Here is an 11,863-nt window from a genome sequence, read left to right on the forward strand (position 1 = left end):
TCTCCTCATGTCGCGGCCTCGCCGGCCGTGGCCCGCGGTGCGGGCGCTTCCTGATCCCCGTCCCTCAGCAGCTCTTCGATCAGCCGTACGGCCTCCGGCACGGCGGCGGCCACCGGCGGGCTGAGACCGATGCCCTCCTCGACCGAGGCGGGTTCGCACCCCACCACCAGCGTGCGCCGCGGTGGACTCGCGCCGGTCCCCGCGCAGAGTGTCCCCAGCAGGGCCAGTACCGCGTCGGGTGACATCCGGTGGCCGTCGAGCACGGCGCTGGGCTGCTCGCCACCGCCCGGGCCGGAGGGCTCGATCAGATACACCGTGCCCGGCTCGCCGCCGCGTTGGGTCGCGTCCACCAGGACGAGTGTGTCGTAACCGTCGAGGAGCTGGTATGCGAGGTGCACGCCGCGTACGCCGATGTCCACGGCTTCGACGTGGTCGGGCAGTCGCAGCGCGGCGATCCGGCGGACCGTTTCGACGCCGAAACCGTCGTCGCTCAGGAAGATGTTTCCGACACCGGCCACCAGAATCCGGCCTCTGTCCGGGGCGGGCGGGCTCACGCGTCCTCCAGCGGGCTGACCTCGTCGGGCTGGAAGTACAGGAAGCGGCCCTGCTCCCGGCGGATGTCCGCACCCGGGTCGCCGTCGACGGTCACGGCCAGGTGCACCTGGCCGTCCACGTCGTGCAGCACCGCTTCGACGCGCGCGCTGCGGCCCTGCAGGAACAGGTCCTGCGCGTCGGTGCGCCGCAGGCCCGGCCGCAGCAGCACCCGGCTTCCGGCGCCCAGCGACCGGCCGTCGACCACGACCCGGTCGTGTGCCGGGTCGAAGCCGGCGTCGCTCGCCGGGTCCCACCACGGAGTTTCCGGCGGCTCCACGCCGTACGCGTCGGGCATTGCCGGGGCGGCCTGCAAGGGGGCGGACAGGGCCGGGGAGGGTTCGGGGCCGGTCACGTCCCGAAGGCTGCGTACGGCGCCGTGCAGGCGCTCCAGTACCTCGGGCGGCATCGAGTCGGCCAGGTCGATGACGGCGGCCGCCCGCTCGTCGGTGCCGCGCGCCTCGCGCTTCTCCTCGTCCGTGAGGGCCGCTGTGCGCAGGGCGAGGATCTCGTCGATCTCCGTGGCGTCGTACAGCGCTCCCGGGCTCTCCGGCGCGATCGCGGGGTGGTCCTCCAGGATGATCGGCGAGGACAGCACGAGATCCGCACGCCCGGGTTCGCCGGCGAGTACCGGCCAGGTGTGCAGGTTGCGGCAGGAAGCGACCGCGCCCTTGGCCCACTCGGGAGGGTCCGTCATCGACAGGAACGATCCGGCGCTGAGGCACATCAGGACGTGCGCGGCGACCAGCGAGCGCGGCAGCGCCGCGTCGCGGCCGGCCGATCCGTCCTCCGGCGGGGACCAGGGGGTGGTGTTCTCCACGACCGCGGTGAGCCGCATCACCCGGTAGGGGCCGTCGAGTTCCCGCACGGACAGCCGCACGACACCGCTGATCTCCTCGCACCTGCGGACCAGGCGGCCGAGCGGCCGGCCGACCGCGTCGAGAACGGGCTCGGTCTCCTCGCGGGCAGGGCGGGTGAAGGGAACCGTGACGCCGTCCCCGGCCAGCTCGGCCACCGGGACGACCACCTCGACGCGTTCCTCCGTACCCTCGTCCCAAGGGACCAGGACACGGTCCTCCAGGCGGAGTTCGGGTACTTCCTCGAAGCCGCCTTCGGGGCGGGACCGCTGGACGGTCCGCCGCTGGGCGTGCAGGAAGCGCACTTCGAGGGCCAGCGTGGCGCCCGCCTTCGGCTCCATGAGGCATTCGGTGTGCTGGAAGTCGTGCTCCTCGGACTCGGCGCCCCAGCCCGGCGGTACGAGGACCCCGAACTGCCAGCGCAGCCGGTTCTTGGCCGCCGAGGCCCGGTAGGGGTACAGCACGTACCCCTCGAAGAGCACGGCGTCGGCCACCTGTCGGGCGACGGAGAACCGGGCCTCGGTCTCGCCGGAGAACGTGGTCACGCTCACGGAACCGTCCTTCCCGTGGCCGCGGGCGACACCGCGCCGGTCAGGGCGCGCTCGGGCCGCGACGGGTCCGGTACGCCCGCCTCGGCGAGCAGGGCCCGGAGGGTCGCCTCCCAGGAGGCGAGACCTCGCCGGGAGCGGAAGCCGAGCAGGGTGTCCATAGTGTCGCGGGGCAGCCGGATCCAGCCGCAGCCAGGGAAGTGCTGCTCGACCATTTCCCGCCAGGCCGCGACAGGCATCCGGAAGTCCGCCTCCCTGTCCCAGGGCACGGGCTCGACGTGGAAACCGCCCGCGCCGGTGAACGCCGTGCCCGAGAAGAGCATCAGCAGGGGGACCTCGCCGCCCGTGAGCGCGCCGAAGTACCGCGTGGAGGCGATATCGGTGTCGTACGTGCAGGGCACGACGAGGTCGGTCTCCGTCTCACCGGTGAAGCCGGGGACCATGAGGGAGACCTGCGCGAACTGCACCGGCTGCAGGGTGCTGCCCCAACGCGAGCGCTCGCCGAAGAGGTCCTTCAGCCCGTCGGCCTCGGCGGGTTCGTAGCCGCGCCGGGCCGGTTCGATCCGGATCTGGCAGCGCAGAGCCAGAGCGTGCACCCGGGCGTTCCCGGAGGCGGTGATGCGCAGCCGGAAGACCAGGGTCGGTCCGGCGGCGTACTGGTCGGCGCGTACGCCGGTGCAGGTGAACGCGAACTCCGTCATGGCCGGTCCTCCTCGCGGACCGTGCGCGCGCGTTGCGCGACGGTTTCGAAGAACGCGTCCAGGTCGGCGCGGGCCTCTGCCCCGCCGTCGAAGCCCTGCCACAACAGGCGCATGCGGCCCACCAGTTCATAACAGATGTCGATGGGCACGAGGTAGCACGCGGACTGTCCGTCCGACCGGCGCACGAGCAGCGCCTCCACGTCGGGTTCGAGCAGCGCGGCCAGTCGGCTGCTGTCGAGAACCGCCGGCCACACGGAGGGATCGAGTTCACTCTCGGTGGCGCCGGCCGGGCTCGGGTAGAACGCGGCCAGCCGGTCGAGCGCCGCGTTGCGGAAGAAGAAGGCGACACCGACCGGGATCTGCAGGAGTTCCCAGGCGCCGTCGTCCAGGCGGTGGTCCGGGTCGGCCAGATAGCGGGAGGGAACCGCACGGAAGCGGCCGCCGGCGGCGCCCGGACGCTCGAACAGGAACGCGCACGGAGCGCAGGCGCAGGCCAGCGACCGCTGCTCGGTGTCCACGAGGTGGCGGTGGCTGTCTTCGGCCACCGCCACACCGCAGAGCTCGCAGCGCTCCTGCTGGGGCGTACGTTCGCTCACGAACCGGCGCAGGCCGCGCAGGTCCGAGGACCGTCCGGAAGGCTGAGGCCGGGCCGGGGGCGCGCTCACGGTGCCTTCGCCGGGGCCGGTTGCGCGACCGCGTCAACCCGCGTCCCCGGGCGTGTTGTCCCGGGGCCGGGCCCCGAACCGATCTGGAGCAGAGCCGGCTCGCGCGTGTCCGCGGGCGGCTGCATCTCCACGGCCTTCACCTCGGGCGCGAAGCAGGCGAGAGCGTCCTCGACAGCCTGCTGAGCCGTCGCCCCGGTGGCGGCGCAGCCGCAGCCCGAGCCGCCGGACGAACGCAGGCGCAGGGTCCCCGTGCCTGCGTCGAAGCCGACCACTTCCACCGCGTGTTCCGGAACGGTCGCGAGCGCCCGCGTGATCCGGGTGTCGGTGTCCTCCGGGTGCAGGTCGTGCAGGACCAGCAGGCTCGCGACGAGTTCGTCGCCGAGGAGCCCGGCCAGGCCGACGGGCGCGCTGTCGCCGGCTGCCCCGGCGGTCCCGCCGCTCTTGACGGCTTGGCTGCCGAGGAGAGCGACGATCCGGGCCAGGCCCGCGCCGTAGAAGTCCATCAGAGACCGGACCAGTTCCTCGGCCGCCGCACTCGCCGCCCGGTCCCCGGTGGCGGCCAGACGGTCGATCACCTCTTCGACACGGCGCCCGGCCTGCTCGGCGTTCACCGCGGGCGCCGTCCCGGCCCTCTTCTCGCCGCTCATCCGCCCAGCCCGCTCAGGCCGGTGGGCATGTGCATCTTCTGCACCGTCTTGCCCTCGCCGACGTACATATGAACACCGCACGGCAGGCAGGGGTCGAAGCTGCGCACGGCGCGCATGATGTCGATGCCCTTGAAGTTCTCCGGAGTGTTCTCTTCGAAGATCGGCGTGTTCTGTACGGCGTCCTCGTAGGGGCCGGGGGTGCCGTAGGTGTCCCGGGTGCTCGCGTTCCACGGCGTGGGCGGGTACGGGTGGTAGTTGGCGATCTTGCCGTCGCGGATCACCATGTGGTGGGAGAGGACGCCGCGTACGGCCTCCGTGAATCCCACGCCGACGGCCTGGTCCGGAACCTCGAACTTCTCCCAGGTCTGGGTGCGTCCGGCGCGTACCTCCTCCAGCCCCTTCTCGGCGAAGTGCAGCGCGATCGCGGCGGTGTAGGCCTGGAAGTAGGTACGGGCGCGGTTGCGTTCCAGCGCGTTGCTCCAGCGCGGGATGTTCCACTCGAAGGTGGTCTCGGGCTTGGTCATCGTGCGCGGCAGGTTGATGACCACGCTGTGGCCGGTGGACTTCACGTAGCCGGTGTCGACGAGCCCCGAGAGCGCGGTGGACCACAGGCGGGCGATGGGGCCGCCGCCGGTGTCCAGGGCGAGGTAGTCCTTGCCGTCGAACCACCGGGGCGACATCACCCAGCTGTAGTTGCCGTTGAAGTCCCGCTTCTGCGGCGCGGGGATCGTGTGCTGGTTCCACGGGTGGCGCGGGTCCACCGGGTTGCCCAGCGGGTCGTGGGTGACGAACTGCTCCTGGCCCTGCCAGTCCTCGTAGTACGAGCTGCCGAGCAGGATCCGGATACCGAGGTTGATCTCGGTGAGGTCGTTGGTGACCAGTTTGCCGTCGACGATGATGCCGGGGGTGACGAACATCCGCCGGCCCCAGTCGCTCATGTTGGCGTACGTGAAGTCGCAGTACTCGGGGTCGTTGAGCGCGCCCCAGCAGCCCAGCAGGACGCGGCGCCTGCCCACCTCCTCGTAGCCGGGCAGGGCCTCGTAGAAGAAGTCGAACAGGTCGTCGTGCAGGGGTACGACGCGCTTCATGAACTCGACGTAGCGCATCAGGCGGCTCAGGTAGTCCGTGAAGAGCTGCACGGAGGCGATGGTGCCGACGCCGCCCGGGTACAGCGTGGAGGGGTGCACGTGGCGTCCCTCCATCAGGCAGAACATCTCCCGCGTGTAGCGGCTCACCTGGAGGGCTTCGCGGTAGAACTCCCCCTCGAGGGGGTTCAGCGACCGCATGATGTCGGCGATCGTGCGGTAGCCGTGGTCACCGGCGTGCGGCGCCTCGGTGCGTTCGGCCAGCTCCAGGACGCCGGGGTTCGTCTCGCGGACCATCTTCTCGCAGTAGTCGACCCCCACCAGGTTCTCCTGGAAGATGTTGTGGTCGAACATGTACTCTGCGGACTCACCGAGGTTGATGATCCACTCGGCGAGGTGCGGGGGCTTCACGCCGTACGCCATGTTCTGGGCGTACACCGAACAGGTCGCGTGGTTGTCGCCGCAGATGCCGCAGATCCGGCTGGTGATGAAGTGCGCGTCCCGGGGATCCTTTCCGCGCATGAAGACGCTGTAGCCCCGGAAGACCGACGAGGTGCTGTAGCACTCGGCGACCCGCTTCTGCTTGAAGTCGATCTTCGTGTGGATGCCGAGGCTGCCCACGATCCGGGTGATCGGATCCCAGGCCATCTCCACCAGGCCGCTGCCGTCGCCGGCCGCCTTCGTCGTCGGTGCCATCGTGTCTGCCGTGCCCTTCTGCAAGCGGGGAGTCTGATCGCGCGGTGAGGTCGGAGGTGGGGGCAGGCCTGCCGGTACGGGCAGGCCTGCGCAGGCGGGCGGAGGTGAGCGGGCCGGGAAGGCCCGCGGCCCGGGCGGGGTTCACCAGGGCGGCCGGTATCCGGTGGTCAGCTGCTCTCCGGTGTGGCGCCACTTGGGTTCCTTGTCGACCGTCCTGGCCGTGATGGACCGCAGCTTGCGGACCACCGCGCCGTAGGCGCCGCTCGCGGCGCTCGACACCTTCCCGCCGGGCGGTTCGTCCATGAACGGCATGAACTTGTCGGGGAAGCCCGGCATGGTGCAGGCGATGCAGATGCCACCGACGTTCGGACAGCCGCCGATGCCGTTCATCCAGCCGCGCTTGGGGACGTTGCACTTGACGACCGGGCCCCAGCAGCCCAGCTTGACCAGGCACTTGGGCGAGTCGTACGTGAGGGCGAACTGTCCCTGCTCGTAATAGCCCGCGCGGTCGCACCCCTCGTGCACGGTGGCGCCGAACAGCCAGGTCGGACGCAGTTTGTCGTCCAGCGGGATCATCGGAGCGGAACCGGCCGCCTGGTAGAGGAGGTAGGTCAGCGTCTCCGAGAAGTTGTCGGGCTGGATGGGGCAGCCGGGCACGCACACGATGGGGATGCCGGCCTTGGACTTCCAGTCCCACCCGAGGTAGTCGGGCACACCCATGGCTCCGGTGGGGTTGCCCGCCATGGCGTGGATACCGCCGTAGGTGGCGCAGGTGCCGATGGCCACGACCGCCAGTGCCTTGGGCGCCAGCCGGTCGATCCATTCGCTGGTGGTGATCGGCTGGCCGGTCTCCGGGTTGTCCCCGAAGCCGCACCAGTACCCCTCCTGTTTGATCCCCTCGTTGGGGATGGACCCTTCGATGACGAGCACGAAGGGGTCGATCTCACCGCGCTCGCCCTTGAAGAACCATTCGATGAACGTGTCCGATCCTCCGACCGGACCGCATTCGAAGTCGATCAGGGGCCAGTGGACGGCGATTTTGGGCAGGCCCGGCAGCACGCCGAGGACGATCTCCTCGATGCTCGGCTGCATAGCCGCTGTCAGGGCGACCGAGTCACCGTCACAGCTCAGGCCGGCGTTGATCCAGAGGATGTGGATCGGGGGCGCCTCGTCGGCGGGCGCACCCGGGGCGTCCGCGGCCTCGGCTGTGTTCGGCGTCGCTGCACTCATGGGGAGCGCCTCCTTGGGGAGGTGTGGACGAAAGCCGGCATTCCGACCGTCAGCTTTCTTGGTAGCAGGCATCCGGGGCCGGTGCGCCGCCATCGGGGGCCGTTCCGGTGACATCGGCCTCCGCGCGGGTCGCGGGCGCCACTCGACTTGCGGAAGCGGGCGGATCGAGGTGGAGCGGGGTCCGCGGTGGTGTCTCCTTGCGGACGAATGCGCGGCGCAGTGCGTGGTACGGGGCGTCCGGGTCGGAGAAGGTGCGCAGCATGTGCGTCAGCTCCTCCTCGCGGAACGCCGCCAGCGGCCTGACGCTCTCCTGACGGTCCAGCTCCGCCTTCTTGCCGCGTACGCGTGCCTGGGTCGCGGGCAGCGAAGCCAGCTGCGCCGCGAGCCGGGCGGCCTCTCCCGTGAACGCGTGCGGGGCGCACTCGATCACCCGGTCGACGAGACCCATCCGCTGTGCCGCCGTCGCGCTCACCGGCAGGGCCTCACGCGTCAGCCGACCGGCGACCTCGGAGCCCACTCTGCGGGGCAGTGTGTACGTCCAGTACTCCGAGCCGTACAGGCCCATGAGGCGGTAGTGCGGATTCAGTACGGTCCCGGCCCTGCACCACACCTCGTCCGCCGCCAGGGCGAGCATCACCCCGCCCGCGGCCGCGTTCCCGCCCACTGCGGACACCACCAGCCGGTCGGTGGTGGTCAGTACGGCTTCGACCAGGTCGTCGATGGCGTTGATGTTGGCCCAGGACTCGCCGGCGGGGTCGTCGGCCGCCTCGATGACGTTCAGGTGGATGCCGTTGGAGAAGAAGTCCCGGCCACCGCCCAGCACGAGTACGGACGTGGGACGCGCACACGCCTCCCGGTAGGCGTCCAGCAGGCGCCAGCACTGAGCCGTGCTCATGGCGCCACCCGGGAAGGAGAACGAGAGGATGCCGACCTGCCCGTTCTCCCGGTAGCGGATGTCGGTCCAGGTGCGGCGGGACGGGTCCGCCGGCAGCGGCGCGGGATGTTCCGGCAAGGGGGGCAGCCGGTCGGCGAGGGCCTGGACCGCGGGCAGTTTGAACGTGGCGGGCTGCCCCGGGCCGCGACGCGGGCGCAGTTCGGGAATCCACACGGCGCCGTCCGTCGTCGCCCGGCACACCGCACCGGCCCTGGTGGCCAGCAGTGCGCCCGGACGGCCGCGCAGCGCGTCCTCGGGGTGGCCCCCGTGGAGGTACCACTCGCCGCCGAGCAGTTCGTCCAGTACACCGGGCTGCGAGTCGGCAGCGCGCAGCTTGCGCAGTACGGTCTCCGTGGAATCCGACGCCCAGTCGATCCGCCGGTCGTCCTGTCTCAGGTACGGGCGGGTGCGGACGGCGGTACCTGCCTCGCTTCCCCGGGGCTGTCTCCAGGGGATGTACGATCCGCCCGCGAAGCGCTCCACCGCCAGCAGGACGGCCGCAAGTGCGGCATCGGCCACCTCGTTGCGGTAGAGGTCGCTCTTGGCCACCGGTGGTACGGGACAGGCGACCGATGCCCACACGTCACCGGCGTCCATCTCCGCGTCGGCCTGAAGGACGGTCACACCCCACTCGGTGGCGTTCTCGTGAATCGCCCAGTCGAGCGACGAGGGCCCGCGGTCACCGACGGGCCCCGGGTGGACGACGAGACAGGTGTACGCGGACCACACGTCCGAGGGGATAGCCGTTTTCAGCATCGGTGCCACGACGAGCTGCGGCTCGTGCCGCCGGACGGCTTCGCGCAGGGACTCGGCGTGCGGGGTGAGTTCCACCGCCACGCTGTGGCCGTGGTCCCTCAGTTCGGCATGCACGCGCTGGGTGAGGCTGTTGAACGCGCTGGCCACGAGCAGGATGTGCATGGCAACCTTCCCCGGCACGGACGCCGGCGGTCGTCGTCGCGGCTGGGACTTCCCCGGCCGCTGCGATCGTCGGGCACGCCATACGAACGGGGACGGCGACAGGCTGCGGGGTCACCCGAAAGCGCACCGCCCGACGCCCACCCGGCGGGGGGCCGTCGGCCCGGTGGGACAGGTTCCGGGCCGGCGGGCGGGCGCGACGGCGCTTCCGGCGCGGCCGTTCGCCGACCGTGCGGAGGCTGAGCCGACACGGGTCCTCACCCCGCCGTCATCGTCGGCCTGTGCGCGTCGCGTCGTCAGTTCGCGTCCGTCAGCCCTCTCGCCCGGCCCGCCTCGTCCCACTGGATCTCCAGGATTCGCTCGACGGCGTCACGGTTGACGGGCCCGAAGACGTGGGGGAACAAGGTGCCCCCGGCGACTCCGGGCGGCGGGGCGGGAACCGCCGCCTCCCGTTCCACCGTGGCGGTGAGGCGGTCCTCGTCGAGGCACAGCACCAGCAACGGCCTCGGCGCGGTCCGGTAGAACGCGTTGACGACGGCCAGAGTGGTCTCGTCGTCCGGGGAACAGTGGACGAAGCCGTCCTCCGCGAGGGAAGCGGGTGCATAAGGGTGGTCGGGAAGGGCGCTCCAATCATCGAGCGTCACCACGTGATAGATCATGCCGCGGTTATACAGCAGCCACTACGACGAACCACCGCCCGCTTCCCGAGCAGCCACGGGAGCCGCCGATTCAGTGTGCGGCTTCCAGCGCGGCCCGCCATACCGGGCTGTCGACGTAGTGGTTGTCGAAGTGCTCGGAGGACTCGGCGATTTCCCGCGGGCTCGCCTCGCCCCGCATCACCCGGCCGAGCAGCCGGAGGTAGTCGAAGCGCGGCATGCCGGGCGTGAAGACGAACAGCACGTCGGCCTCGGCACCCGGAGCCGCAGCGAAGGCGTGCGGCGTGTGCGGCGGTACGAGCAGGAGGTCGCCCTCGTCCAGGATTTTCACCTCGTCGTCGACGAGTACCTGAAGAGAGCCGCCGATGACGAAGAAGAGCTCCGAGGCCCGGGTGTGGAAGTGGGCCGGGGCGCCCACGGCCCCCTCGGCGAACTGCGAGCGGTAACTGGTGAGCGAGCTGCCGTCGGTGCCGCAGTCGGCGAGCAGAGTCATGACGCTGCTCGGGTCGCTCGTGGTCTCGGCAGTGGCGGCGCGGGTCAGAAGCGGCGTGAGTGCGGGGGCGTTCATCGTCGTACTCCCTGGGCTGAGCTGCGGCTCCGGGCGTCTCCCGTGGCCTTGTGCATACGACTTTATGCAACTGGGAGACCCACTGAGGGGTGCATTTTCCTGCCGGAATCACGGGTCAATTCTGTCCGGCTCGACGGCGCACCGCCCGTCCGCGCCGCGTGCAGGAGCGGCGTGGCGTGCCATGGAGCGGCTCGTTGCCCCTTCCCGTCTGGCACGTTCGGACGGCGTGATTGGTATGCTCGCCGCCTTGTCCGGACGGGCATGAGCACATCATTTGGAGCAACCCTCGGGCATGGTCGCCGACGACGTATCCGCGGAGTTTCACGACTACTTCGAACGCCACTACGCCGAACTCGCCCGCTTCGCATACCTCTTGACCGGTGAGGCGGACGCCGCCGACGACATCGCCGCGGATGCGCTGCTCGCGCTCTGGCACCGCTGGGACCGGGTACGTGCCGCCGATCATCCGGCGGCCTACGCACGCGGTGTCGTTGCCAACGGCAAGCTGCAGAAGTTCTACGGCACCGGCGAGCTGGGCGGCGACGGCCAGGACGAGGGCCAGGACCCGATGTTCAAGCTCAAGGACGGTGCCGTCCTGAAGAATGTCGTCCTCGGCTCCCCCGCCGCCGACGGAGTGCACTGCGCGGGCAGCTGCACACTGGAGAACGCGTGGTGGCAGGAGGTCGGCGAGGACGCCGCCACGTTCAAGAGCACGTCGTCCTCGGCCACTTACACGGTCAAGGGCGGCGGCGCGCGGAAGGCCTCCGACAAGGTTTTCCAGTTCAACGGCGCCGGAAAGCTCACGGTGACCGGTTTCCAGGCCTCCGACTTCGGCAAGCTGATGCGCAACTGCGGCAAGCAGTACAAGCGGACGATGGTCATCAGTGACGTCGACATCACCGCGCCCGGCAAGTCGATCGTCGGTATCAACCAGAACTACGGCGACACCGCGACGCTGAGCAAGGTGCGGATCACCCGGCGACAGCGGCAAGAAGATCAAGGTCTGCACCCGCTTCCAGGGCAACAGCACCGGCAAGGAGCCGAAGGAGCTGGGCAGCGGCCCCGACGGCACGTACTGCGTCTACAAGGCCTCCGACGTCACCTACAAGTAGCCCGTCTCCAGAGCGTTGCCGGGGTGCCCCGCGGGCCCCAGCCCACGGGGCACCCCCTCTTCCCGGCCGGCCGACGCGCGGGCGGGGTCCGGCGCGTGCCGGGCTGCGTCAGGGGTACCTGGGAAGCATGCAGGCACTGTCTCAGGATGTGATCGAGTTGGTACGTGAGGAAGTTGACCAGGTCAAGGCGGAGCTGGTGGCTGCCGTGAGCGAAGGCCGACGGGGCTCGGCGGCGCTGGGCGCGGGCGGAGTACTGGGGTTGCTGGCCTTGTTGGCGGCACAGGAATCGGCGGTACGCACGCTGGAGCGTGTGTGGCCGGCGCAGCGCGTGGCGGGGGTGTTCGCGGTCGCGTACGGTGTCGGGGCGGTGGCGTTCGCGGGGTACGGGCGGGCGAGACTGCGCGAGGCCCGGGCCGCGTCACGCGAGGCGCTGACGTGTTCGCTGGATGCGGTGGAGCAGGTCGCGGGCGAGCTGAGCGGTGGCTGACGGGGCCGACGGTCCCGGACCGTCTCGGAGTGTGCCGCTTCCGGCAGCGGGAGGCGACGTACGGGCGCGGGGCCCCCCCCCCCGGGGGGGGGCCGCCCCCCCCCCACGACCCCAAAACGGCCGGGCGGGGGGGGGGGGGGCCCCCACACGGGGGCCGGGGGGGGCCCCGGG

Annotated in this window: 11 protein-coding genes and 2 pseudogenes; 3 read left to right on the forward strand and 10 right to left on the reverse strand. The window is 70.8% G+C overall.

Going from position 1 to position 11,863, the window contains the following annotated elements; translation table 11 throughout:
* Positions 1–5 precede the first annotated feature (5 nt).
* The 10 genes from ACWIHY_RS27265 to ACWIHY_RS27310 form a co-directional block, all read right to left on the reverse strand.
* Entirely contained in the window at positions 6–554 is a 549-nt protein-coding gene (locus ACWIHY_RS27265) for a hydrogenase maturation protease (RefSeq protein ID WP_454378317.1), read from the reverse strand.
* A complete protein-coding gene (locus ACWIHY_RS27270) occupies positions 551–1,999 on the reverse strand; it encodes a hypothetical protein (protein WP_454378318.1) in 1,449 nt (482 codons plus the stop codon). Before ACWIHY_RS27270 ends, ACWIHY_RS27265 begins: the two co-directional genes overlap by 4 nt.
* Positions 1,996–2,697 carry a DUF6084 family protein gene (locus ACWIHY_RS27275; protein WP_454378319.1) on the reverse strand — a complete coding sequence of 234 codons (702 nt, stop codon included), beginning with the start codon at positions 2,695–2,697 and terminating at the stop codon, positions 1,996–1,998. Before ACWIHY_RS27275 ends, ACWIHY_RS27270 begins: the two co-directional genes overlap by 4 nt.
* Positions 2,694–3,362: a DUF5947 family protein gene (locus tag ACWIHY_RS27280; protein WP_454378320.1), complete on the reverse strand. Its 669-nt coding sequence runs from the start codon at positions 3,360–3,362 to the stop codon at positions 2,694–2,696. The genes ACWIHY_RS27275 and ACWIHY_RS27280 overlap by 4 nt, the downstream gene beginning before the upstream one ends.
* Positions 3,359–4,009 carry a hypothetical protein gene (locus tag ACWIHY_RS27285; protein ID WP_454378321.1) on the reverse strand — a complete coding sequence of 217 codons (651 nt, stop codon included), beginning with the start codon at positions 4,007–4,009 and terminating at the stop codon, positions 3,359–3,361. Before ACWIHY_RS27285 ends, ACWIHY_RS27280 begins: the two co-directional genes overlap by 4 nt.
* Positions 4,006–5,790 (reverse strand): nickel-dependent hydrogenase large subunit, encoded by a 1,785-nt coding sequence (locus ACWIHY_RS27290; RefSeq protein WP_454378338.1) that lies wholly within the window; start codon positions 5,788–5,790, stop codon positions 4,006–4,008. The genes ACWIHY_RS27285 and ACWIHY_RS27290 overlap by 4 nt, the downstream gene beginning before the upstream one ends.
* 141 nt (positions 5,791–5,931) lie before the next feature.
* Positions 5,932–7,020 (reverse strand): NADH-quinone oxidoreductase subunit B family protein, encoded by a 1,089-nt coding sequence (locus ACWIHY_RS27295; RefSeq protein WP_454378322.1) that lies wholly within the window; start codon positions 7,018–7,020, stop codon positions 5,932–5,934.
* 49 nt (positions 7,021–7,069) lie between these two features.
* A complete protein-coding gene (locus ACWIHY_RS27300; protein WP_454378323.1) occupies positions 7,070–8,872 on the reverse strand; it encodes a hydrogenase maturation protein in 1,803 nt (600 codons plus the stop codon).
* Between the two features lie 293 nt (positions 8,873–9,165).
* A complete protein-coding gene (locus ACWIHY_RS27305; protein WP_454378324.1) occupies positions 9,166–9,528 on the reverse strand; it encodes a DUF952 domain-containing protein in 363 nt (120 codons plus the stop codon).
* A 70-nt stretch (positions 9,529–9,598) separates the two neighbouring features.
* Positions 9,599–10,093 (reverse strand): cupin domain-containing protein, encoded by a 495-nt coding sequence (locus ACWIHY_RS27310; protein ID WP_454378325.1) that lies wholly within the window; start codon positions 10,091–10,093, stop codon positions 9,599–9,601.
* Positions 10,094–10,385: 292 nt separating this feature from the next.
* Here ACWIHY_RS27310 and ACWIHY_RS27315 point away from each other — a divergent pair.
* The 3 genes and pseudogenes from ACWIHY_RS27315 to ACWIHY_RS27325 all read left to right on the forward strand — a co-directional run.
* A pseudogene (locus ACWIHY_RS27315) lies at positions 10,386–10,592 on the forward strand (sigma factor); the annotation flags it as partial.
* Positions 10,590–11,205 (forward strand): annotated as a pseudogene (locus ACWIHY_RS27320) (pectate lyase); the annotation flags it as partial. The pseudogenes ACWIHY_RS27315 and ACWIHY_RS27320, both read left to right, overlap by 3 nt.
* Before the next feature lie 127 nt (positions 11,206–11,332).
* Entirely contained in the window at positions 11,333–11,692 is a 360-nt protein-coding gene (locus ACWIHY_RS27325; RefSeq protein ID WP_454378326.1) for a phage holin family protein, read from the forward strand.
* The last annotated feature ends 171 nt before the right edge of the window (positions 11,693–11,863 follow it).

This window comes from Streptomyces sp. NPDC055287, assembly GCF_053646035.1.

What these genes read in the sequence shown, in the direction of transcription:
- ACWIHY_RS27295 (WP_454378322.1), bottom strand. Translation starts at nt 7,020, where the DNA reads ATGAGTGCAGCGACGCCGAACACAGCCGAGGCCGCGGACGCCCCGGGT.
- ACWIHY_RS27325 (WP_454378326.1), top strand. Translation starts at nt 11,333, where the DNA reads ATGCAGGCACTGTCTCAGGATGTGATCGAGTTGGTACGTGAGGAAGTT.
- ACWIHY_RS27285 (WP_454378321.1), bottom strand. Translation starts at nt 4,009, where the DNA reads ATGAGCGGCGAGAAGAGGGCCGGGACGGCGCCCGCGGTGAACGCCGAG.
- ACWIHY_RS27305 (WP_454378324.1), bottom strand. Translation starts at nt 9,528, where the DNA reads ATGATCTATCACGTGGTGACGCTCGATGATTGGAGCGCCCTTCCCGAC.
- ACWIHY_RS27310 (WP_454378325.1), bottom strand. Translation starts at nt 10,093, where the DNA reads ATGAACGCCCCCGCACTCACGCCGCTTCTGACCCGCGCCGCCACTGCC.
- ACWIHY_RS27300 (WP_454378323.1), bottom strand. Translation starts at nt 8,872, where the DNA reads ATGCACATCCTGCTCGTGGCCAGCGCGTTCAACAGCCTCACCCAGCGC.
- ACWIHY_RS27275 (WP_454378319.1), bottom strand. Translation starts at nt 2,697, where the DNA reads ATGACGGAGTTCGCGTTCACCTGCACCGGCGTACGCGCCGACCAGTAC.
- ACWIHY_RS27290 (WP_454378338.1), bottom strand. Translation starts at nt 5,790, where the DNA reads ATGGCACCGACGACGAAGGCGGCCGGCGACGGCAGCGGCCTGGTGGAG.